Annotated in this window: 12 protein-coding genes and 1 tRNA gene; all 13 read left to right on the top strand. The window is 60.1% G+C overall.

Annotated elements, in window-relative coordinates; translation table 11 throughout:
* Positions 1–115 precede the first annotated feature (115 nt).
* Positions 116–844: a triose-phosphate isomerase gene (tpiA, locus tag PP263_RS21770; protein WP_308366183.1), complete on the top strand. Its 729-nt coding sequence runs from the start codon at positions 116–118 to the stop codon at positions 842–844.
* Positions 845–912: 68 nt separating this feature from the next.
* Positions 913–1,377 (top strand): preprotein translocase subunit SecG, encoded by a 465-nt coding sequence (gene secG, locus PP263_RS21775; RefSeq protein WP_308366184.1) that lies wholly within the window; start codon positions 913–915, stop codon positions 1,375–1,377.
* An 8-nt stretch (positions 1,378–1,385) separates the two neighbouring features.
* Positions 1,386–1,471: transfer RNA gene (locus PP263_RS21780), tRNA-Leu, on the top strand.
* A 494-nt stretch (positions 1,472–1,965) separates the two neighbouring features.
* Entirely contained in the window at positions 1,966–2,475 is a 510-nt protein-coding gene (locus PP263_RS21785; RefSeq protein WP_308366185.1) for a hypothetical protein, read from the top strand.
* Between the two features lie 3 nt (positions 2,476–2,478).
* The gene (locus PP263_RS21790) at positions 2,479–4,497 is read left to right on the top strand and encodes a tetratricopeptide repeat protein (RefSeq protein ID WP_308366186.1); all 2,019 of its coding nucleotides are present in this window, start codon (positions 2,479–2,481) and stop codon (positions 4,495–4,497) included.
* Positions 4,494–7,709, top strand: a complete 3,216-nt coding sequence (locus tag PP263_RS21795; RefSeq protein WP_308366187.1) for a tetratricopeptide repeat protein — start codon at positions 4,494–4,496, stop codon at positions 7,707–7,709. The genes PP263_RS21790 and PP263_RS21795 overlap by 4 nt, the downstream gene beginning before the upstream one ends.
* A gap of 48 nt (positions 7,710–7,757) precedes the next feature.
* The gene (locus tag PP263_RS21800; protein ID WP_308366188.1) at positions 7,758–8,354 is read left to right on the top strand and encodes a tetratricopeptide repeat protein; all 597 of its coding nucleotides are present in this window, start codon (positions 7,758–7,760) and stop codon (positions 8,352–8,354) included.
* An 11-nt stretch (positions 8,355–8,365) separates the two neighbouring features.
* A complete protein-coding gene (locus PP263_RS21805) occupies positions 8,366–8,647 on the top strand; it encodes a hypothetical protein (RefSeq protein WP_246394327.1) in 282 nt (93 codons plus the stop codon).
* A 120-nt stretch (positions 8,648–8,767) separates the two neighbouring features.
* Positions 8,768–9,538, top strand: a complete 771-nt coding sequence (locus tag PP263_RS21810; RefSeq protein ID WP_308366189.1) for a MotA/TolQ/ExbB proton channel family protein — start codon at positions 8,768–8,770, stop codon at positions 9,536–9,538.
* Positions 9,538–10,119 (top strand): biopolymer transporter ExbD, encoded by a 582-nt coding sequence (locus PP263_RS21815; RefSeq protein WP_308366190.1) that lies wholly within the window; start codon positions 9,538–9,540, stop codon positions 10,117–10,119. Before PP263_RS21810 ends, PP263_RS21815 begins: the two co-directional genes overlap by 1 nt.
* Entirely contained in the window at positions 10,116–10,655 is a 540-nt protein-coding gene (locus PP263_RS21820; protein WP_308366191.1) for a biopolymer transporter ExbD, read from the top strand. The genes PP263_RS21815 and PP263_RS21820 overlap by 4 nt, the downstream gene beginning before the upstream one ends.
* Positions 10,656–10,664: 9 nt before the next feature.
* Positions 10,665–12,038, top strand: a complete 1,374-nt coding sequence (locus PP263_RS21825) for an AgmX/PglI C-terminal domain-containing protein (RefSeq protein ID WP_308366192.1) — start codon at positions 10,665–10,667, stop codon at positions 12,036–12,038.
* A gap of 512 nt (positions 12,039–12,550) precedes the next feature.
* The gene (locus PP263_RS21830; protein ID WP_308366193.1) at positions 12,551–25,471 is read left to right on the top strand and encodes an isopeptide-forming domain-containing fimbrial protein; all 12,921 of its coding nucleotides are present in this window, start codon (positions 12,551–12,553) and stop codon (positions 25,469–25,471) included.
* Positions 25,472–25,548 lie beyond the last annotated feature (77 nt).

A 25,548-nucleotide genomic window follows, 5' to 3' on the forward strand; every position in this document is an offset into this window, starting at 1 on the left:
GCGGACTCTCATCGCGGCTATGGGCCGCTCCTACAGAACTGAGTTCTACCGCGCATTCATCATTTACATCCCCCGCCAATGCCGCTAAGATTTGCGCCCCTTGGAAGGAGCACGTATGCGTACGCCGCTGGTAGCAGCCAACTGGAAAATGAACGGCAGCCGCGAGTTCGCCGAACAGTTTTTCAAGGGCCTCGACCTGGAAGGGGTCGGTGCCCAGGTGGCTATCTGTCCTCCTTTCCCCTACCTGCCGCTATTGGCGGAGAAGGCGGGAGAGCGGGTCGCAGTAGGAGCGCAAAACCTCAGTGAGCGGGCCAGCGGCGCCTTCACCGGGGAGGTATCCGCGTCCATGCTGGAGGATTGGAGTGTCCGCTATGTAATCGTGGGTCACTCGGAGCGACGCTCCCTCTACGGAGAGAGCAGTGAGCTGGTGGCGCGCAAGTTCGGCGCCGCCCGGTCCGCGGGTCTGATTCCGATTCTCTGTGTGGGCGAGTCCCTGGAAGAGCGGGAGCAGGAGCGCACTCTGGAAGTGATCGATGCGCAGCTGCAAGCGGTTGCCTCGTTCAATGGCGGTGACTGCTGGGAAAATGCCGTGGTCGCCTATGAGCCGGTCTGGGCCATCGGTACCGGGATGACAGCCACTCCGGAACAGGCGCAGGAGGTCCACCGGTTTATTCGCGACCGTCTGGGCAGGGCCGGGACCAAAGTGCAAATACTCTATGGCGGCAGCGTCAAGAGCAGCAATGCCGCAGCGCTTTTTGGTCAGGCGGATATCGACGGCGCACTGGTGGGGGGGGCCTCGCTGGATGCGCAAGAATTCTCCAGGATCTGCCGCGCCGCACAATGAGGCCGCGGCGGAAACAGAACTTTGAACAACAGGGTTGATAGAACCCGGGGAAAACAGGTTTCCTGTCAATGGAAAAATTGGTTTTAGTCGTACACGTCCTGACCGCGCTCAGCATTATCGGTCTGATTTTGCTGCAGCAGGGCAAAGGCGCGGAAGTGGGAGCCTCTTTCGGTGGAGGGGCCTCGGGCACGGTATTCGGCAGCGCGGGCAGCGGTAACTTCTTCTCCCGCCTGACCGCCATTATGGCCACCGTATTCTTTGTGACCAGTTTTGGTCTCGCTATACTGGCGCGGCAGAGTGCGGACGCCAATATCGACGAAGACCTGCCGGAGATTCCCGCGGTGGTGGTGGAACAGCCCGGCGACGTGCCGGAAGTGCCGGAGGCGAATGCGCCGGAAACCGGCGCTGATATTCCGCAACTGGATGCCCAGCCGGCGGATGAGGTGCCGAGTGCCGAGGAGGCTCCGGCCGCTGAAGAGGAGGCTCCGGCCGCTGAAGAGGAGGCCCCTGAGGCTGACGACCAGCAGCAGTAACAGTTTTTGCCCAGGTGGTGGAATTGGTAGACACGCTATCTTGAGGGGGTAGTGAGCCTAGCTCGTGCGGGTTCAAGTCCCGCCCTGGGCACCATCTTGAAAAGCCGGCTCCGAGAGCCGGCTTTTTTTTTGCGGCGGCTCCGGATTGTATTCGGTGCGCAGGGTGCGCCCTACGGCTAAGCCAGCCACCAAAACACAGAGCCGGACCAGCGGACGCACCGCTCTCTCCCATCCTGCTTGTGGGCATGTTGCAACAAGCCCTTCGGACTTCTCTTTTTCTTTCTACATAACTTCATATTTTTGGAAGTTTGTTCCATCCAATTGCGCACGCCATCACTTTTTAAGGTTGCAGCAGGTGCCATGCTGCGGCAGCTAACATTCGGCTGAAATAAACCGCCGCTACAAGTTTTTTTGCTCGGGCGGGGAACAATTTGGCGCGCCGGATTGCGTAAGATTTGACCTGCCTCACATTTGGCTGTGCCCCGATTGCAATACAATCCCGCAGGCAGCGATGGGGATCAAAAGCCCTTTTATACACCCCGGAACGGCTATAGGGGGCAAGGGCGTTCATTGTTAGAGGTAGGCGATATGGGTAGAATTCTACAAATAACAATCCTGATGCTGCTGGCGTCTGTCTGTTTTGCCCAAGGTGTGAGCCGTGACGAGATCCGCGGGCTCGATGAACAGATTCAGGACGTCAAAAAAGATGTGATCGACCTCACTGCGGAGTTGGCGCAGTTGGAAGAGAAATTGCTCTTCCCCTCCAATACCCAGGCTTCCTTCTTTGTCTCCCTGGCGGGCGATGCCGCTTTCAGCCTGGAAGCTGTGGAACTCAAATTGAATAACGAAATTGTCGCCCACCACCTGTATACCTTTCGGGAAATCGAAGCGTTGCAGAAAGGCGGTGTACAGCGTATTTACACCGGCAATGTACAGACCGGCAGCCACCCGCTGGAGGTGAGCTTTATCGGCAAGTCGGCGTCAGGGAAGGAGTATCGGGCCAGTGCTGATTACACTGTAGACAAGGAGGTTGGGCCCAAATTTGTCGAAATCAAAATTGCCGGGGCCGAGTCCGCGATCAATTTCAAGGACTGGTAAACAATGCTGCCGCGTCTGGTTTCGACTCCGCTCGGCGTCGCGCTGTCTTCGCTGTGCACGCTTTCCTTTGCGTTGTGGACCTCCTCCGCAGCAGCCGCTCCTGTACGCGAGAAGGAAAACCTCCGGGATCTGTTTTTCGGCCAGGCGCTATTCCAGGCCTATCAGGAAAACTACTTCGATGCCATCGTCGCTCTGGACACCGAGCTGAACCAGTACCGCCGGCTGGATGAGCCGGAACTGGACCCTTTTACCACCCACTACGGCCAGGCGGAGTTCTCCGTCGGTGACCTGGAACTCTCCTACCGTATGCACCGCGAGGCCGGTCGCGCAATCGAAGCTGTGCTGAAGGGCAATGTGCCCCAGCCGGTGCGCAACGAAGCGGCCTATCGGCTGGCGAAAATCCAGTACCACAAACAGCAGCCGCAAAATGCCCTGCATGCCCTGGAGATGATCGAGGGGCGGGTGCCCGAGCGCGTGCGTGCGGAAGAGCAATTCCTGCGCGCGCGGGTGTATATGGAGCTGGGCCGTTTCGAGGAAGCAGTGGAGTTGCTGAAGGACCTGAAGGGCGAGCCCTCCCTGGCAGGCTTCGTGGAGTACAACCTGGGCATTGCGCAGATGAAAGCGGGCCAGGAGGAGCGGGGTGTGCTTGAACTCACCGCGCTGGGCAAGACCGGCAGCTCCGATCCGGCCAGACAGGCACTGTCGGACAAGACCAACCTGCTGCTGGGTTATCACCTGATGGAGACGGGCGAGCTGGAACTGGCCAGGCCCTATTTCGACCGGGTGCACCTGGAGGGGCCTTTTTCCAATAAGGCGCTGCTGGGGGCCGGCTGGGTCGAGGCCCGGGCCGGCCGTTTTGATCGCGCGCTGGTGCCCTGGAAGTTGCTGCAGGATCGCCAGTCTACCAACGAAGCGGTGCAGGAGGCGCTGCTCGCCGTGCCCTATGCCTACGGCAAGCTGGACGTGCACAGTACAGCGGCGATCAACTACGGACGCGCGCTGGAAACCTTCAGCCATGAAATCGATGTGTTGAGCAACTCCATCATCAGTATTCGCGAGGGCAAATTTCTTGAGGCGCTGCGCCGCAAGGAGGCGGACCAGGTGCAGAACTGGGTGGTGGCCCTGCGCAATCTGCCCGGTGCACCGGAAACCCATTACCTGCTGGATCTGATGGCGTCCAACGACTACCAGGAGTTCCTGCGCAATTACCACGATCTCAACGACCTGTTCGAGCGCAACGAGAGCTGGCTCGGCAGCCTGACCGCTTACGAGGATATTATCGAGCTGCGTCGCTCCTACTACGAGCCGCTGCTGCCGGGTATCGACCACAAGTTCCGCGAGCTGGATGCGCGCATCAAGCTGCGCATTGAACAGCGGGATAAGTTTGCCAGCCGCATCGAACAGATGCTGGTCAGCCGCCGCCCGGAGTATCTCGCATTCGCCGATGAGCAGCAGGCGCGCCTGAAGCTCGCGCGCATGCGTGAAATACTCGCCCGCGGTCCCCGGCACTACAGCGAGGAAGCTGAGGCGCGTATCGCGCGCCTGGAAGGTGTTCTCGAGTGGCGCTTGTCCACCGAGTACGACCAGCGCCTTACGGAAGCCTACAAGCACCTGCAGCAACTCAATGAAGAAATTGAAAAACTGCAGGTGGTGTATCACTCCTTTGTCCGCAGCCGCCAGGCGGCGACCCACAGCTATAAGGGCTATAACGACACCATCGCACAGCTGCGCAGCCGCCTGAAAATGGCACAGACGAAGCTGGAAACCCTGATGGCGCGCCAGGGCACCATGCTGGAAACCCTCGCCGTCAACGAACTGGACCGCCGTCGCGCGCAACTGGAGAGCTACCAGATCAAAGCCCGCTTCGCCCTGGCAGACAGCTACGACCGCGCCAACGAATTGCAGGAACAGCGCCTCGACCAGAGGAAGATTGAGCAGCACCGCAGCTCCCAGCCGGAAGCTCTACCGCAGGACAACCCGCCGGAACTGGAAGCGCCCACCGAAGAGGGGGGCGACGCGTGAAACTGCCATTGTCCCTCTCTGTAGGAGCGGCGGGGCGGCCATCCACCGTTGGCCGCGAACCGTCTTTCCGGCTGGCAAAAATTCATCGCGGCCAACGGCGGAGGGCCGCCCCGCCGCTCCTACAGTGCGCCACCGCCGCTTCACTGGCCCTGCTGTTGAGCGCCTGCGCGACCAACAGCGGCAAGACCATCGCCAGTCTCAAGAAAGTCGATATCGAAATCAAGGAACAGCATATCGACGGCAGTCTGGAAAAAGCCCTGGCCAGCTACCAGAAATATTTGCAGGAAACTCCGGAAACCGCGTTGACGCCGGAGGCCATGCGGCGTATCGCAGACCTGAAAATAAAGCAGGCCCACCGCGCGGAAGATGCGGTGATCGACAATGCCGTCACCGCGGCAAACAGCAGCGGTGCGGTGGTTTCCATTGACGCTGAGGCGGCGGACGGCAACGACCAACGTCTCGACGCCCCCAGCCGTATTGACGCCCCGGTAGGCGCAGTCCCACCCGCAGCCGCAGCCGCCTCCGGCAGCATTGCCAGCCGCGGGGGTGAGTCCGACCGCGCATTCGAGGAGCGCGCCAGCGCCGGTGTGGATATCGCTGCCGATGACAGCCCGCTGGCCGTGCCCGGTGGCGATTCCGAGTCGGTCCTTTCTGCCAATGCGCGCGAGGCAATCGCGCTGTACAAAGACCTGCTGGCGAAGTACCCGTTGTACGACCGCAACGACCAGGTGATGTACCAGTTGTCCCGCGCCTACGAAGAGACCGGGGAAATAGACAACGCGGTGGACGTGTTGCGCCAGATGGTGGCCAAATACCCCAACTCGCGGCATATCGACGAGGCCTATTTCCGCCTGGGCGAATATTACTTTATCCGCAAGAAATATCTGGACGCCGAGGAATCCTACGGCAAGGTGATCGGAATCGGCGTCGCCTCAAGTTTCTACGAACTGGCGTTGTACAAGCGCGGTTGGTCCCTGTTCAAGCAGGATATGTACGAGCTGGCGTTGGACGACTACGTCACCATGCTCGACTACAAGGTGTCCCAGGGCTACGATTTTGAACAGCAGACCAACGACGTCGAGCGCAAGCACGTTGAAGACACCTTCCGCGTAATCAGCCTGAGTTTCTCTTACCTGGGCGGGGCGGATTCCATCGTGGACTACTTCTCGCGCAAGGGCGCGCGGGACTACGAATCCTATGTCTACAGCCACCTGGGTGAGTATTACCTGGACAAGCGCCGCTACCAGGACGCGGCCGAATCCTACAACGCCTTCGTGGACCGCAACCCGCTGCACAAGGTCGCACCGGATTTCTCCATCCGCGTGATCGAAATTTACCAGAAGGGCGGCTTCCCCAAACTGGTACTGGATGCGAAAAAGGACTTTGCCACCACTTACGCGTTGAACGCCCAGTACTGGACCGTATTCGATATTGCCGAATACAGCGAAGCGGTGGAATTCCTGCAGGGCAACCTGATCGACCTGGCCGGCCACTACCATGCCGCCTACCAGGATAAGCGCCTCAAGGACCAGAAAGCGGAGCACTACAAAGAAGCCATTCACTGGTACCGAGCCTACCTGCAGTCGTTTAGCGACAAACCCCGTGCGCCGGAAATCAATTACCAGATGGCCGGCCTGATGCTGGAAAACCGCGACTTCCACAACGCCGCCCTGGAGTATGAGCGCACGGCCTACGAATACCCGGCGCACAAGGATTCCAGCGAGGCCGGTTACGCCGCGGTCTACGCCTACCGGGAACACCTGGGCACCGCGCTCAAGGACGCGGGCGCGCCGAAGCGAGCGCCCTTCCAGCGGGAGATTATTCGCTCGTCACTGAAATTCGCCGACACCTTCCCGCAGCACGCCAAGGCGCCGCAGGTGATGGTGGGCGCGGTGGAAGACCTCTACAGTCTCAAGGACTTCCCGCAGACCATTCAAAATGGCCGGCTGTTGCTGGAGAAATTCCCCACCGCGGAAACGGAAATCCGCCGTTCCGCCTGGATGCTGGTGGCCCACGCCTCCTTCGATACCGAGGCTTTTGTGGAGGCGGAAGCCGCCTACGGCGAGGCACTGGTTCTCACTACAGTGGACGCCGAGGACCGCGCAGGCCTGATCGACAACCTGGCGGCATCCATTTACCAGCAGGGCGACCAGGCGCGCAAACAGGAAGATCACGCCCTTGCCGCGCGGCACTTCCTGCGCATCCGACAGGCGGCGCCGGGCGCCTCAGTGCTGGCTACTGCGGAATACGATGCGGCGGCATCCCTGATTGTGCTCAAAGACTGGACCCAGGCGGCATCGGTACTCAACGGCTTTCGCCAGCATTTCCCTGAGCACGAGTTGACCAAGGAAGTCACCAAAAAACTTGCCGTGGTTTACCAGGAGAGCGGGGAGCTGCTGTTGGCCGCGGCCGAATTCGAGCGTATCGAGCGGGAGTCCGAAGACGAAGATGTGCGCCGTGAAGCGCTTACCCAGGCGGCGGACCTGTACAGCGCGGCCAAAGACAGCGAAAAGGCCCTGCGCGTGCTGCGCCGCTATGTAAAACTTTTCCCCGCGCCTATGGAGCCGGCGCTGGAAACCCGGCAGAAAATTGCCGGCCTGTATAAAGCCGCCGGCGATCAGCAGAACTATATGGGCGAGCTGCGGGAAATGGTGCGCATCGAGGGCCGCGGTGGCGAGGAACGCAACGACCGCACCCGCTACCTGGCCGGCAACGCCGCGCTGGTACTGGCGGAACCCGAATACGAAGCCTTTACCCAGGTGCGTTTGGTCGCACCGATCGAACAGAACCTGAATACAAAGCGCATACGTATGAAGCGCGCTATCAGTGCCTATACCGACCTGATCGATTACCAGGTGGCCGATGTCACGGCGGCCGCCACCTATTACCTGGCGGAGATCTACTTCCATTTCAGCCGCGCGCTGAAAGAGTCCGAGCGGCCCACAAATCTCAGCCCGCTGGAGCTGGAGGAGTACGAGCTGGCGCTGGAAGACCAGATCTACCCGTTCGAGGAAAAAGCCATCTCCGTGCACGAGAAAAATGTCGAGCTGTTGGGTATGGGTATCTACAACGCCTGGGTGGAAAAGAGCATCGGCAAGCTGGCCGGCCTGGTGCCGGCGCGCTACGCCAGGGCCGAGGATGCCGGTCAGTTTTTGCAGACCATAGTGCCCGTACCCGAAGTTCCTGAGCCGGAAGAACCCAAGGGCTCCTGACAAACCGTCTTGTAGGAGCGGCCGCTCCTACAGCAGAAGAGATAGCCTATGAATTTGAAGGCCGTAAAAATAATTTTGCACAGCTTCGCCGCACTGTCTCTGGCATTGCTGCTGGCCTCCTGCGCCTCCGGCCCACAGACCGGCAGGGTGTCCGATTATTCCTCGGTGCGGGTTTCCGGCAGTGTCAGCCGCGATTTCGAACGCTCGCTGGAGTATCTGCAGGAAGAGAAATACGCGGCGGCCATTGAACTGTTGCAAGCGGTTATCGAGCGCGAACAGCGTCTGCCGGCTCCCTACATCAACCTGGGTATCGCCTACTACAAGAGCGGCGACGAAAAGCACGCGGAAGAGGCCTTTTTGAAAGCGCTGGAGCTGGACCCGCAACACCCGGTGGCCACCAATGAACTGGCGGTGCTCTACCGCAAACAGGGCCGCTTCGCCGAAGCGAAGAAGGCCTATACCAATGCGCTGGCGGAGAATCCGGACTACCTGCCGCTGATCAAGAACCTGGGTATTCTCTGCGATCTGTACCTGCAGGATTTGCAATGTGCCATGGCCCAGTTCCAGCAGTACCTGCAGCATGAGCCGGATGATAAAGACGTAAGTATCTGGATGGCCGATATCAAGAGACGGGCCGGTAACTGAGGTACAAGACTATGAAAAGACTCTTTGCGTGTTTCCTGCTTTTGCTGCCCTGCCAGTTGTGGGCCGAGGAAGAAAAGAAAGTCGATAACGAGGTCAAGGAGTTGTCCGGTATTTCCATTATCGGCAACAAGGAAGCTCCCAAGTCGCTGTACATCGTCCCCTGGAAGAGCTCCGAGGTGGGTGTGGAGAGCGATCTGGTGTCCAGCCTGATGGACGGCAAGATGAAACCCCTGGACAAAGAGGTCTTTATGCGCGAACTGGAGTTCTACGAGCTCAGCCTCTCCGGGGAATAAATAAACCGGGTTCCTGAAGGGTACGCTTCGCTTGCCCATCCTACGAAAAAAAACGTAGGCATGCAGGCGCGCCGGGTTAACAAGAATTTACCGCAGTATTTTTTATAAAGAGGGTTTGTAATGGACTTTTTCAACAGCGTAATCGCGTTCTTCCAGACTGGTGGTACTTTCATGTACCCCATTCTTGTGGTGGCAGCGCTGGGGGCCGCGGTGGCAGTCGAACGCTATATCCGCCTGCTTTATGAACGCCACACCAACCGCGCCATGTGGGACAAGCTGCAGCCGGTCCTGAATGCAGGGGATTTCGACCGCGCGCGCAACCTGGTCAAGCAGGATAACTCCGGCGTGAGCAAAGTGCTGGCCATGGGGCTGGCCCGCCAGGGCACTGTGCGCCGCCGCGAGGATATCGAGATCGCCATGGAAGAAGAGATGATGGAGATTATTCCGCAACTGGAAAAGCGCACTCCCTATATCGCTCTCTTTTCCAATATCGCCACCCTGCTGGGTCTGCTCGGTACCATTATGGGCCTGATCGAAGCCTTTACCGCGGTAGCCAACGCCAATCCGGCGGAGAAAGCGGATCTCCTATCCGCCAGTATTTCCGTGGCCATGAACACTACCGCCTTCGGTCTGATGACCGGTATTCCTCTGTTGGTGGTCCATGCGCTGCTGAACTCCCTGACCGGCCAGATCGTCGACAGCCTGGAGATGGCCTCGGTAAAAGCTCTGAACATTATTTCCACCTCCACTCGCCGTCGCAGCGAAGTGGCTGCGGACAACGACCCGGTGGTTGCCGCCGCGCAGGCCGGGGAAGAAGCCGCTGTGCAGGAAACTGCGGCCGATAAGACTGATGAATCCACTGGCGAAGAACAGCAGCTGGAAAAAGTGTAATGAGAAGTCGGCGTCACGCTAGAAGCAAAGAAGCTCCAGAGCTGGACATCACCGCCTTTCTCAACTTGATGGTGGTGCTGGTGCCGTTTCTGTTGGTATCGGCAGTCTTTTCCCGAGTCACCATCCTGGAGCTGAATATGCCGTCCGGCGCGGGCGGCGGTGCACCTGACGACCCCACGGTGACCGTGGAAGTGGTGGTGCGTAAAGACGTGTTGGAGATCAGCGACGGCGAAAAGGTGATCGCCCGCTTTCCCAACCTGATTGAATCCGGGCAGCCGTCGGAGGAAGGCGCGGAGAGCGCTCCGGTAGAAGAGGGCGAAGGCACTCCCATACTGCCCACGGAAGAAGTCTACGACCTGAAAAAGCTGGCCAAATTCCTACTGGAAGTAAAAGCCAGTTATCCGGAAAAAACCGATTCGATCCTGCTGATGGAGCCGGAAGTTGCCTACGAACATCTGGTGGGAGTGATGGACGCCGTACGCGGCGCCGAAGTGCGGCAGGAGGGCAGCGACCCGGATGATCCGGAAGCGGTGGAAAGAGTGGTTCTCTTCCCGGATATATCCATAGGAGATGCGCCGTGAAACGTGAAAGCCGACGCATGAAGCGTATGGCCCGGAGCCATAAGCGCAAAACCCCGGGCATGAACCTGACATCGCTGATGGATGTATTCACCATCCTGGTGTTTTTCCTGCTCACCAACACCTCGAGCAACGAGGCGCTGGAGCCGCCCAAGGTGATCACCCTGCCGGATTCGGTTGTGGAGTCCAAGCCGCGGGAAACCGTGACACTGATGGTGACAGACGAAGAGATACTGGTCGAATCCAGATCCGTCATCGCCACCGCCGAAGTGATCGATAGCGAGGAGACGATAATCCAGGCCATCAGGGAGGCAATGATTGCGGAGATGGACAAGGCGATAACCGTCGCTGCCGCCGAAGTGAAAGAGGGCGCTGAGGATACAGGCGAAGAAGAAGTCCAACCGGAACCGCCGGAGGTCAACATTCTCGCCGACAGGACCATCCCGTTCAGTCTGCTGAAGAAGGTGATGTCCAGCTGTACTGATGCGGGCTACACACGGGTCTCCCTGGCGGTTATTCAGAAAGCATCTCAAGGTTAGTAGAAGTTCGTGAGTAATTTTCAACAACAAAGGCAGGCAGTGAGCGGTGAGCTGGAGACAGTCCGGCACCGCATCAGTGTGCTCGAAGAGGAGCAGCAGCTGATCGATGCCCAGCTGGCGGAACTGCGCAAGGATGAGCCCAAGCACCAGTTGCTGGACGAAATCTCCGAGCGCCTCGGCAAGCTGGAAGAAGCCGGTGCCGGAGAGCTTTTCTGGGCAGACGACTACCGGGAAGGTGCCTCCGATGCTGTTATTCGCCGCATACAGCACACCGTCAGCGTCTATAACGACAGCCTCAACCTGCTGCAGGAAAAGCGCCGGCGGGTGCTCAGCAGGATCGAGGACTGCAACGAAGAAATTTTCGAGCTGGACGACCGCGCAGAAGAACTGCGCCGGCAGGAAGAGGAAGTCCACTATGAGTTCGAAATAACCCGGGAGATGGAGCCGGAGGAATACCGGCCCATGAACATGCCCTGGCATACCCGGGGCGAGGACGAGCGGCGTTTCCGCCTCTGTCTGCTCGTTTCCCTGCTGGTGGCGTTGCTGCTGGGCTATACGGTGCCCCTCTGGCAGCTCCCGGAGAAAGAAGACGAGGTGGTGGAGATTCCCGAGCGTCTGGCCAAGCTGGTGATCGAGAAGAAAACCAAGCCCAAGCCGCCACCGGAGCCGGAAAAACCCCAGCAGAAGAAGGAAGAGAAAAAGCCCGAGCCCAAGCAGGAGGTGGCCAAGGAAGAGCCCAAGCCCAGCAAAGTGGAGAAAAAGCAGGCTCGCAAGAAAGCCGAGCGCGCCGGGGTACTGGCCTTCAAGGACAACTTCCAGGACCTGATGGAGGACGACCTGGACAATCGCCTCGGGGAGCGCACCCAGCTCAGCACCGCGGGCAAGAAGGAGAACCGCAGTCAGCGCTCGCTTATCACCGCGGCCGCCACTGCCGGCAGTGGTGGTATCAACACTGCCGAACTCAGCCGCAATGTGGGTGGAACGGGATCGTCGCTGGAAGGTGTAGCCTTCTCACGGGTTGAAAGCTCAATCGGCACCGAGGGAGATTTCGCCGGCGAAGAGCGTCCGCTCAGCGATGGTGTGGGCCCATCCCGCACCGACGAGGAGATCCAGATCGTCTTCGACCGTTACAAGGCCTCACTGTACAGGATCTACAACCGAGAGCTGCGCAACAACCCGGCCCTCCAGGGCAAGATGGTGCTGAAAATCACCATCGAACCGGACGGCTCGGTGTCCCTGGCGCAGGTGGAATCCAGCGATATGGACTCGCCGACCCTGAACAGCAAGATCGTGGCGAGGGTAAAGCGGTTCAACTTCGGCCCCAAAGAAGGCGTACCGACCATCACCATCCTCTACCCGATCGACTTCCTCCCCGCGGCCTAGTGCCGCCCTTAGTTCCCCTCTCCCATTTATGGGAGAGGGGCTGGGGGAGAGGGCCGGGAACGCCGAGCCCCAGCTCGGCAAGCGGGCCAAAGGCCCGCCACATAAGCCTGCCAACGGTTGGGCAACGGAGCGGCCCATGGCCGCGATCAATCTCTCACCGGGGACGAGGAGCAAATCAATAACCGAGGGTGACCCAGGCAGCCACCCCGCACCCGCCTACCCGCCACTTAAGAATTCACCTCAAGTTCCCTTGAGAACTGCTTGGCAAAGCTAAAAAAGTTCCCTGTCAACCCAAGTATTTTTGACCTGCTTCACGGCCGCCTCTTGTGTTTCTGAATAAAGTTCCACCACCGGGTAGTGTCCGCCCGGCGGCGGTGCCGTGCCGGCACTGCGGGCAGGAAACCTCAAACAAGAATGGCGGCTGAAAAGTAACAATGATGTTGGATGTAATGGGGCGGAAATCATTGAAGAATGCGCTTGTTGGCTTTGTGCTTGCCTGCTGTGGGGTTCTATTGGCCGCGCCGAAAGCGCTGGCCGACCACAACTGCCCCTCCAACGCGGACGATCCCGAATTCTTTAATATCCTGGACCATCGCTTTAACGACAGCTGGTGCACCTTGTGTGGCGACGGGCAGGTGACCATAGAAATCGATCTGCCAGGTATCCGCAGCGGGGGGCAGGGCACCCAGCATATCGAGAATATCGTGGTAACCGAGGACCTCGGTACCTCAGAGCTTGAGTATATTCCCGGCTCGACAACGACAAGTGCCGGCGCAGCCGGTGACCCCACAATCAGCGGGACTACATTGACCTGGACTCAGGCACAGTTGTCGGCACTGGCTTCCCGCAATGAAAGCTCAACAATGACCATAACCTTCGGTGTGCGCAGCCGCGCCGGCACGGAAGAGGATATAGTCAGCAACAGCCGCGTACTCAATGCGACAGCCTCTTTTGACTACTGTAGTTTTCCCAGAACAACTGATACCGACAGTCTAGACCTGTATCTCCGCGAACCGCAGCCGTCGATTCAGAACCAGGGGCGAAATGTCGATGCGGGGCAGAGCAACTGGACCAACGACGTCTACGGCAATATCAACGACGACGTAGTCTGGCGAGTGCGCATCAATAACGACGGCGATGTGGCCATGCAGGATGTGCGCCTGGACACCATGGTCCCAGATCCCAATACGGATATTGACTACGCCTGTCCCTCGGAGTCGTCCGCATTGGCGGTGGCGAACAACGACGGCGTCGCCCCTGGCGGATCGCCTTGTATTTCGGCTGGTCAGACCCTGAACGATTTCGAGATCAACTCGCCGTTTGGCGCTTCCGGTACCCCGGATGTGCCTGTCGGCGGTTACAACGTGCTCTATCTGGTGGGCAAAGTCACCAGCTCCTGTCAGAACAGCACCAATACAGTCGATGACCTGCAGTGGGGTTGTGATATCACCGGCAACGGCCCCGGCGGAATCTTGAGCCCCAGCAGCGGCTCCGTCGGGAACCAACCGGAAACCGAGGACCTTATCTCCCTTTCCAACAACAATCTCAATGTCACCGTGGACATTACCGGTACCAATACTGCCCAGCCGCTAGGGGCCGCCGGCTATGTGACCATCACGCTCAACAACCAGAGTGGCGGTTCGGTCAAGGACATTGTCTTTACCAACGACCTGCCTGACGAATATGTAGTGGATACCACCTACGATCCGCAGATCCTCGCGATAAACCGTGGTGTAGACGGTCATGGCGCAAATTACAACGCAACCTACCCCGGTATGGCGGACATACTGGAGTGGCGTGTAGGCTCCACCTGGAATCAGTGGGATTCCGACCCCCTCGCCAACAACCAGCCTGAATTCCGCCTCCTGAGCAGCACCGCACATCCGGATTACCCGGATCAGGAAAACATGATGCGACAGGGGGACGAAATCGTGATTCGTTTCCGTATCGTCACAATTGAGCCGAACTTCTACGATAAAATTGCCGATCTCGATGTGCCGGAAGAAGTGGCGGGTGCGGGCGACCCGAATAGCAACATCCCTCTCGCGGACAATGTCCTGAGCATTGACTTTGAGGATTTCTGCTCCGTCAACAATCCGCCTACTCAAATCGAGAATACACCGGTCGAACCGGACCCGGAGGACCTGGACTTCCTCGCCCAGCCGCCGCTCTATATTGTGCGTGACAGTGGCACCACCACAATGACTGTCGAGCTTATAAATAACGGAGGCCATGAGGCCAACGACCACTATGTCTACGTCACCTTTGGCGAGGCCATGACAGTGGTGAACCCCGGCAGCTGTAGCCCGGTAGCGACTCCGGACTATCCAAACTCAAGTAGTACTCATCCCCTGTGGGAACTGCCGGTTTTTTTGCCTAACAGTTCCAGTGTTTATCTCTGCGACAACCTTGGGGCTATACAGCCAGGACAAGTAGTGCCGTTGAATTTCGATGTGCAGAGAAACCACTCCGCCGTCGATGACGATCTGACCTTCCGTGCGGATGTTGTGGGTGTGATCACTCTCTCAGACGGTACAGAGCTGGGCTTCCCTGCACCGGCTAGTGTTTCCGGGACCTTCCCCGACCAACAGCAGGCCAATAACTATACCCTGGACGGTATCCGGGCCAAGGCGCTGGGCTTTAATCTCGTCAAAGAGCGTGCAAACGAGTGTACCGAGCTGACCGCTGAGGCCGCTTTCCCCAATGACCAAATTATTATCGGCGAAGATTGTGGTTTCGAAATCTATGCCGGCGGTTGGTTTGGTTTCGATACCCCTGGGTATAATCTGATCGAGGTCAGGGACATCACCGTCAGGGATGATATGCCCGACGGTCAGGGCTATATTGCCGACAACCGGCTTGCCTGTAGCGAGGTGACTCTTCCCAGCCCAGATTCAAAGTGTAATGAGATAACCGGAACCGTTAACGAATTGGGAGGGCTCAATAGTCCATTGAGTGAGCTGGATCTGGAATGGGATATTGTCGATCCTGTTTCAGTGCGGGACTACTGGTTCCTCAGCGACATGACTACGCGGCTGTTGAACGATCCGGTGGATGCCGTCGCAGACCCGAACCAGCACGCGAATGTGAGTACTGACTTCGGGCGGGCGCAGTTCACCGCGGTATTCGATAGCGAGACCATCACGGTCGACAACTACAGTGGGGTGCCCGCTAATATTCCCGGATATCCTGCCGAGTCCGAATGGCGTGAAGATCTCACCATCACAGAGCCCAATATAGAAGTAGAGAAACAGGTCTGTAACGAAAACCTCTACGGCCTGGGCACCACCTGTAGCAATTTTGTCGATCTCACCGATGAAGGGCACCGGGACCAGACTTATATCTTCCGCCTGACCCTGACCAACCGCGCGGCGGACAATGGGGTTGCCCGCGCTCCGGCCTACGATGTAGTGGTTACCGACACCCTGGACCCTTCTGGCCAGATGTGTGTGCAGCCAATGGACGCCGATGGCATGGACAACGACGCGGATGGCGCATCGGAAACCACCAGTGGCAGCGATGGTCTGGCGGGTACCAGTGCCGGAGCCAACGACTACAGTGAGGCCACTCACTGTGGAGACGGCGGTACCCCGGCGATTGTCACCTTCTCCTATACCCACTCCTCGGCGCTGGAGCGGATCAATCCCGGCGAGACGGTGGAACTCTACTACCGGGTCAAGCCGCACCAGTCGGTTGCGCCGCAGCAGTTGTTTACCAATACCTTCTTCGCGCAGTACGACAGCCTGGAGGGTGATTTCGGCAACCAGAACCCGCCGCAGATCGACAGCGATGCGGACAACGACGGCAACGCGGACGGCACTCCGGCAGAGGGCCGCGCCCGCCACTACCAGTCTGCTGATGCGGATGCGCAGATGCGCATTATCGAAGTACAGGCTCAGCCGAAGGCTGCCCTGGCACTGTCCAACGGCACCGCCAGTGGTACCAGCCGCGATACCGTAGTGGTGGGTGAGGAAATCCGCTACCAGTTGACCACCCAGATCCCCGCGGCCAAGCTGCGCAACTTTATTATTCGCGACGAACTGCCTGCGGGAATGCGTTGTATCGAAGGGCAGATGGTCGACCTGGATGCGGCTCCCTACGATGCCGCGGGCTTTGTGCCCGGGGGTACCTTTACACCCACCTGTACCAGTACCGGTAGTAGCGACTATATCGAGTGGAACTTCGGTGACCAGGAGCTGACCACGGTTACCGGCAGCCTGTTCGATTTCCCGGTGGAGTTTATCGCGCGCATAGAGAACAGCACTAATACCGATAACGGCAATGTGCTGGTCAACGGTGGCAGCGGCACCGTCGCGGAGGTGCGCTATATCGATGAGGGCGGGAACCTGGTAGTGGTGCCCTTTGACGCCCACGAAGTGGAGGTGCTGGAGCCGAATATCCAGCTCACCAAGTCTTTCGCCGTTCCCAGCAGCGATGCGGACGATATCCTTACGGTGACCGTAACCGCGGAAAATACCGGTACCGCCAACGCCTACAACTTGCAGGTGCTGGATGACCTCAGCGGCAAGAAACTGACCTTCCTGCAGGCCACTGGCGTTGCGGGAACGGATCCGCCCAATAATATTGATACGACTACTGTCGGTGCCAATGCACCGATATTCAGCTGGAACCGCTCCAATGCCGATTACGCCATAGCACCCGGCGAGTCCAAGTCCTTTACGTTCCAGGTGCAGGTAGACCAGGACGTAGAACCCCACGAAATTCTCGACAATACCATCCAGGCCCGCTGGCAGTCGCTGCCAGGGCAGGATGTAGCCCTTAACAGCTCCAACAGCATCGGTACCGATGGTGCCGCCGATGGTATGCGTATCGGCGTGCTGCCAAATGCCGGCGATGCGATCAACGACTACGAAACCAATGCCGCGGCACAGACGGAAGTCCCGCCGCTGCAGTTCATCAAAACCGACCTGGATCCCTCTGTGGTTCCCACCATCGGTGCGCACAAGCAGTTCCAGCTGGAAATCCAGTTGCCGGAGGGTCTCAGCCAGAACGTGGTGGTGACTGACCAACTCGGCGTTCCGGAAGGCTATGTGCTGACCCACAACGCCGATTACGATATCACCTACGAATTTATCGGCATCGAGCAGATTAACGGCGTCTCCCCGGATGAGGCCGCATTCAATAGCTTCCCAGGAGATAACACCGCCGGCAATGCAATTTGGGATGTCGGCACTGTCGATACCGAGAGCGAGAACGACACTGCCGGCAGTGCCATAGATCCGGTGATTCGCATTACCTATTTCGCCCGGGTCGAAAACGACCTGGCCACCGATGACGGTGACTCGCGGCAGAACAATGCGGTGCTGTCCTATAACAACGGCGAAGATGGCACGACGGAAAACCTGAACGACAATACCGCCGCAGTAACCGTGGTTGAGCCGCAGCTGATCATTGATATGATCGTCAGCAATGCCACTAACCCGGGCAATCTGCCAGTGGGCGGCGATGTGCTGGAATATGTGATTACCATTCAGCACGACGGCACTTCCACCGCGGACGCCTTCGACCTGAACCTGGTGGATACCCTCCCGCCGGAGCTGCAGTTCGACAGCAGCTTTACCCCAACCGCGACGGTTAACGGAGCTGCGGTTCCCGGCTTCGTCGCTACGCCGGCGGGCGTGCCCGCCGGCCCGCTGGTCTGGGGCCGCGATAACGGCGACAACAATCTGGACCTGCCCCTGGGCGGCACCCTGCTGCTTACCTATCATGCACAGGTAACCGGAGTATTCGGCCAGCCGATCAACAACAGCGTAATGCTGGACTGGACCTCCCTGGACGACAGCAGCATCAACGACGCCGCCTACGAGCGTGACGGTGAAGGTTGTCCGGCCATTTCCGCCCCGGATGACTACTGCGCTGGCCCCGCCGAGGCGAGTATCGATACTGAGGACAACACCAGCATCGCCAAAACCGTAATCGCCGATACGGATACCGATACCACAGTTGGCGAAATGCGCGTGGGTGATACCGTCACCTACCGCCTGGAACTGAATTTGCAATCCGGCACCACGCCGGCGGTCACCGTGAGCGATCAGCTGCCGGCAGGCCTGACTTTCGAATCCGTGGTCAGCGTCAACGGCGATACCAGTGCACCCTACAGCGACAGCCTGAATGGCTTTACCTACAGCGCCAACAGTGTGCCGGCCGCCGACGCCACTGGCACAGTGACCTGGGACCTGGGGGATATCACCAGTGAATTCGGCAACACCAACGCATTCCTAATCGAATATATGGCGCGGGTTACCGAGGACTCCGGTATTGCTGTGCCGAGCGCGACGCTGACCAATACGGCGGTGCTCAATTACACCGGCGCTTCCGCGACGTTGCAGGACGATGCCAGTATCACGGTGCTGCAGCCGGTGATCGACGGCCTGACCAAGACAGACGCCACTTGGCCCACATCTCATATGAATGTGGACCCGGCCAACGACGTGATGCAGTTCACCCTGCAGGCTTGTAACTCCGGCCTGGCGCCGGCTTACGATCTGTCGCTGATCGACAATTTGGCCACGCAGATGGACGAGACCTCCATCGCCAATATGCAGGTTTCCGTCGATGGCAACCCGCTGGCCGACGGCAGCGATTACACCTATACCGCGCCGGCCGCCCGCGGCGGCGATATGCTGTTTGAGTTCAGTGCACCTGTCCCCGCCGGCGCTTGCCTGGATATCTACTACGAGATCGGTTTCCACACCGATATCGGCGGTGGCGAGACCTGGGAAAATACCTTCACCGTCAACGACTACTGGTCCCTGCCGGCCAAGTCCGGCCAGCAGTACGGGCCGGTGCCGCTGCCGACTCCCTATCCGATGGGCACCGCCGCTACCAGCGTAACGCCGCCGGCAAAAACGCTGCAGTCCGACAGCACCGCCGCGGTGGGCGAGGAAGTGGTCTACCGTATCCAGGTGCCCGGTAGCGCCACCACCTCGGCAATTTACGATGTGGCGATTACGGATACCCTCGATCCCAGCCTGGAACTGATCCAGGTGCAGGAGATCAACGGCTTCGCGTTTACCGACAATACCAGTGGCAACGATATTGCGCTGGCGGTGGATCTGATCCCCGCCGGCTCGGTGGCGATTTTCGAGGTGACTGCGCGGGTGGCCAACAATGCCACTGCCCAGGCGGCTCACAGCTTCGACAACCTAGCCAGCTATACCTATGCGGAATTCGATGGCGGCACGCCGGAAAACGGCGGCAGCGATACCGCGGAAACCCTGACCATCGTCGAGCCGGAACTCACCCTGACGAAAACCGTTGCCAACCAGACCAATCCAGGCAACGACCCGGACGCCGGCGATGTACTGCGCTTTACCCTGGACCTGACTGCCGCGGGCAACCCGGAAAATTCCGATGCCTTCGACCTGATCGTCAACGAACAGCTGTCCCTGGGACTGGAACTTGTTCCGGGCAGTGTCACTTTCGGCGGTGCTGCGATTGCCGACCCGGCAGTGACCGGCGACGGAGTCAACACCGCGCAGACCCTGGACTGGAACCGCACCAACAGCAATCTGGATATCGCCGCCGGCGGCAACAGCCAACTGGTGTTCGACGCAGTGGTGCTCGACAGTGTGCTGGCCGCTACCGATCTCTCCGGCACCAGCCGCATCGAGTGGACCAGCCTGGACGAAGACAACACCAGTCCCTACGAGCGCAACGGTTCCGACGGTGTGGGCGGGCTGAATGATTACGTGATCGAAAACTCCATCGCCCAACTCACAGCCGCCAACGACAGCACCATTGCCAAAACCCGCCTGGACGACAGCTACGGCACCGGCGATGCGCAGCTGCGCGTGGGCGACTTCGTCGAATACGAACTGCGCCTGAATCTGCCGGAGGGTAGTGCGCCCAACGCGGCAATTATCGACACCCTGCCGCAAGGCATGGTGTTCGACGGCACTCTGGCGATCAACGGCGACAACAGCGCTCCGTTCGCTGCAGCTGCGCCTTTCAGTCACGGCGATATTATCGAGCCGGTACCGGCCGGCGATCCGGCTGCGGGGCCGACCACGGTGACCTGGAATATTGCCGACCTGATCAACAGCGGCGATAACAATGCGGCCAACGACGAGTTCGTAATCCGCTACCGCGCACGCGTGCTGAACCAGGATGTTCATCCCTGGCCGGCCAACAATACGCCGCTCACCAACAATGTGGATTTCAACTTCGACGCCGCCACAGGTGTCGAAAACCGCAACGATGGTGAAACTTTGGATCTGCTGCAGCCGGAGCTGGCCGTGGCGATCATCTCCAACCCGGCGGACGGCGCTACTCTCGCACCCAGCGACACCGTCGACTACACGGTAACCATTACCAACAACGGCTCGGCACCCGCCTACGACACGGTGTTCCGCGACACCATTCCGCTCGGCCTGCGCCAGGGCGGTGTCACGGTGCAATCCACCAGCGTCAACGGCGCTGCGGTCGCGGATCTGGCGCCCGCCTACGATACGTCCACTGGCGAGGCGGTATGGAATTTCGGCACGGGCACTGCCTATGCCATCGATCCCGGCCAGGCGCTGGTAATGACCTATCGCGTACAGGCGGACCCGAACCTGGGCGCCGGCCTGAATATGCAGAACGCTGCCTTTGTCGAAATTTATTATTCGCTGGACGACGACAACCTGCCGTCGCTTGCCGGCGCTACCGCGACCGTGGATATGCGCGAGGACTACGGTCCCACCGCACCACAGAGCGTGCAGTTCAATACCCCCAACGCGGCGCCGCTGCTGATCGAAAATACCCAGCCCACCGCGTCCATCGGCGAGCCTTTCCGCTATCGCGTCACTATTCCGGAAACGCCGCAGACCACTGCGCTGCACGATGTGCGGGTATTGCTGAACCTGGGTGCTTCCGCCGCGGACCTGGTGTTCGTCGAGGCGGCCAAAGTTTCCGGCAGCGCGGCTTTTACGCCGATCAATACCGGTTCCGACACCGACCTGGTGATCGAGGACACCACCAATGGCATCGACGTGCCGCCGGGTGAACAGGTGGTGGTGGATATCACCGTGCGCCTGCGCGACGTCAATCCGCCTAACGTGGACGGGCTGACCTTCAACAACAGCGCCAGCTACAACTACAACTACGAAAATGACAACGCCGCGGCCGGGCAGGGCGTCGGTGCGGGTAACACCACCGCGGATATGACCGTGGTGGAGCCCACCGACCTCACCATGACCAAGACCGGCCCCACCAGCGTGCAGTCCGGCCTGCCCGGTCGCTTCACCCTGGACGTGCACAATATCGGCACCGGCCCGGCCTGGGATATCACCGTTACCGACCTGCTGCCTAATAACGATCCGGGCGGCATGTGCGAGACGCCGCCGGCAAACTTTGCCGCGGTTATCGCCGACGGCACTGGCAATACCGTCGCCACCCTGAATGCCGGCGAACACTTCAATACCGCCTTCGATCCGGCCAATTGCACCCTGACGGTAACCACCGTCGGCGCCACCGCGGCCATTCCTGCGGACCACCGCCTGCTGTTCAGCTACGATGCCTATCTGGATGCGGACACCGTCGACAGCGACTCGCTCACCAATATCGCCGGTGTGGAGCTCTGGCATAGCTGGGACAGCACCGGCCCGGATGCGCGGCAGTACACCCGTGCCGCGCCCACCGACGGCACCCCGGGAACCCTGGACCACGAGGACGCCTATACCATCACCGCCGCGGTGCCCAGTGTCTCCTTCTACAAAGTGGTGGAGAATGTCACCAGCGGCGATAGCCCGGCCAGTACCGCCAACCCCGGCGATACCCTGCGTTATACGCTGACGCTCACCAATCTCAGCACTGTCGATGTGGACAATGTCGAGGTTACCGATGAGCTGGGCCGTCTCAACAGCCTGCCGCTGTACCAGTCCGGCTCACTGCAGATCGTCTCTGCGCCGGCGGGCGCCGATACCAGCGGTACCGACGCCGCTGGTGGCACCCACGGCAGTGGCCTGCTGAGTGCGGCTGGCCTGTCCCTGGCGGCCGGCGACAACCTGGAAATCGTCTACGAAGTCGCGCTGGCGGCAGTGATCGACAACCGTACCGCCGTGCTCAACCAGGCCCAGGTGCAACTGCCCGGCCAACTGCTGGCGGATAGTGACGATCCCAATATCAACGGCGCCGACAATCCGGATGTGGCGGGCGATGAAGATCCCACCCAGGTAGTGGTCGAATCCGCTCCCGAACTGGTGGTGGAGAAAATCTCCCAGGACATCACCGGCGACGCCGACCTGCTGATGCCTGGCGACACCTTGCGCTACACCATCACCATCGAAAATACCGGCGATGAAAATGCCATTGCGGCAACCCTGCGCGACCAGGTGCCGGCCAACACCACCTATGTGGTCAACTCCACCACCCTGAACGGCGCGGCGGTGGCCGATGTGGATGGCAGCACGCCGCTGTCTGCTGGAATGCCAATCAACTCTTCGGGAGAAGAGGAAGGCTTCATCGGCGCCACCGAGGGCACGCAGCCGGTGACTGTCACCTTCGACGTGACCATCAACGACGTACGCGACGGCACCATTATTTCCAACCAGGGCTTCGTCAACGGCGAGGGTGCCGGCAGCGGTCCCTTCGCGGAGAAACCCTCCGACGATCCCACCACGGATACACCGGACGATCCCACCATCGATATCGTCGGCGACGTGCCGCTGCTGATAGTGCAGAAGACGGTGGAAATCGCCGTGGACAATTTATCCGCGGGCATCGTCGATCCCGGCGATACCCTGCGCTACACCATTACCGTCACCAATATGGGCGGCGTGGACGCCACCGATGCGGTGCTCACCGACCAGGTGCCCGCCAACACCACCTATGTGGCCGGCACCACTGTGCTCAACGGCATGGCAGTCACCGACAACGCCGGCGGCATGACGCGGCTGGATACCGGCCTGCCGATTTCCTCCAGCGACCTGACTCCGCCACTGCCCGGCGCCGGCGAGGGCGTGATCACCTCCGCGCAGACCGCCACCATCACCTTCGACGTGCAGGTGGAAGCGGGCACGGCCACCGGCACGGTGATCAGCAACCAGGGCAGCGTGGTTACCGAGGAACTGCCGCTGACCCTGACCGATGCCGACGGCAATCCGTCCAACGGCGCCCAACCCACGGAAGTGGTGGTGGGCGATGCGCAGCAGCTCTCCATTACCAAGGAAGTCGCGGTCGTGGGCGGCGGCGCGGCACTGCCCGGCGCGACCCTGGAATACTTGGTGCGCGTCACCAATATCAGCGCGGTGCCGGTCACCGAGGTAGTGATCACCGACGACCTGCTGGTGGCCGGCGAGGGCGTACTTACTTACGTCGCGGATTCCGCGCTGCTGAACGGCCAGCCGGGCGGCGTGAGCGTGGCCGGTTCGGTGATTACCGCCGACTACGGTGCGACCTACGGCGAACTGCCGGCAGGCGAAGTGGCGACCCTGCGCTTCCAGGCAAAACTGGGTGAAAACCTGGAGATCGGCTACCAGGTACTGAACACTGCGGAAGTGGCCTGGAATGATCCGCCCTCCACCGAGCAGGCCAGCGTGATCATCGATGTGGGCGGTACCCCGGGCATCGCCAACCTGAGTGGTTTCCTCTGGCACGATGTGAACTTCAACGACCAGTTGGATGGGGCAGAGCGTTTGCTTGCCGGCTGGACCGTGGAGCTGTACTTCAACAACGCCCTGCTCGACAGCCTGCAGGCGGACGAGGACGGCTACTTCCAGTTCGCCGGCCTGGTGCCGAACTACGCCTCGAGCACAACAGCCGGGGGCGCCAGCTACGAGCTGAGATACCAGGCCCCCAATGCCACTGAGACCACGGCGTCGCTGGGCAATACCAGTTCCGACTTTACCAACGGCCCGCAGCAGATCACCGAGATCTTTGTCGGCTCCGGCTCCAACCCGCAGAACCTGAACCTGCCGATTACCCCCAACGGCGTGGTCTACGATTCGGTGCTGCGTCAGCCGGTCTCCGGCGCGATGCTTACACTGTTGCGCGCATCCGGCGGCCAGGAACTGCCGGATCGCTGCTTCGACGATGAAAAACAGCAGGGCCAGGTTGTTCCGGACGGCGGCTACTACAAGTTCGATATCAACTTCAGCGATGCCGCCTGTCCGGCCAATGCGGATTACCTGATTCAGGTGCAGGTGCCCGGGGATGGCTATGTCGATGGCCAGTCCCTGATTATCCCGCCGCAGACCGATGAGGAGACCGCGGGCTTCGATGTGGGCGCTTGCCTGGGCAGCAACGGCGACGTCGTACCGGGCACTGCGGACCACTGCGAGGTGCAGGAATCCTTCTCCGCGCCGGGCGTGGACGTGGACGCGCGGGATCCGCGCACCGACTACTACCTGCGCCTCACCCTGGACGACGACCGCATTCCCGGCGAGAGCCAGCTGTTCAACAACCACATTCCGGTGGACCCGTTGCTGGAGGGCGCGCTGTCGATCACCAAGACCGCGAGCATGCTGAACGTCACCCGCAGCCAGCTGGTGCCCTACACCATCACCTTCAGCAACACCCTGCCGGTGCCCCTGGCCGACCTGCAGCTGGTGGATTTCTTCCCTGCTGGCTTCAAATACGTGGCCGGTTCCGCGCGCCTCGATGGCTTGGCCGAGGAGCCGGAAGTGGAGGGGCTGCAACTGCACTGGAACGATCTGCGCGTGGACCCGGACCAGACCCGCACGGTGAAACTGCTGCTGGTAGTGGGCTCCGGCGTGGGCGAGGGCAAGTACGTCAACCGGGCGCAGATGTTCAACCAGCTCTCCGGCCAGGCCGCCTCCGGCGAGGCCTCGGCCACGGTGCGCGTGGTGCCCGATCCCACCTTTGACTGTTCCGACGTGATCGGCAAGGTGTACGACGACAAGAATATGAACGGCTACCAGGACCAGGGCGAGGGCGGCGTACCCGGCGCGCGGGTGGTTACCGCCACCGGTCTCAACGCCACCACCGACGCCCACGGCCGCTTCCATATCACCTGTGCGGTGGTGCCGAACCGGGATCGCGGCTCCAACTTCATCATGAAGCTGGACGACCGCAGCCTGCCCAGCGGCTACCGCCTCACCAGCGAAAACCCGCGTGTGGTGCGCGCCACCCGCGGTAAGGCGATCAAGGTGAACTTCGGGGCCAGCCTGCACCGCGTGGTGCGCCTGGATATGGCCGAGGGCGTGTTCGAGCCCGAGACCACCGAACTGCGCCCGCAATGGCACTCGCGCACCGAACTGCTGCTGGAGAAACTGAGCGAGGCGCCGTCGGTGCTGCGTCTCTCCTACCTGGCGGAAAACGAAGATCCGGACCTGGTGGAGCGGCGTCTGCAGACCATCAAGGCACAGATCGCCGGGGATTGGGCGGAACAGTATGGCGATTACGAATTGACGATTGAAACCGAAGTCTTCTGGCGCCGCGGCGCGCCGCCGAGCAAAGGAGGATTGGAGTGATGTCCTCTAATGAATGCGGAATGATGAATGCGGAATGCGGAATGAAGGTAACCGGGCCCGAAGAAATTCGTAGGATG

Source organism: Microbulbifer sp. TB1203 (assembly GCF_030997045.1).
In the GTDB taxonomy this organism is placed as follows: Bacteria; Pseudomonadota; Gammaproteobacteria; order Pseudomonadales; family Cellvibrionaceae; genus Microbulbifer.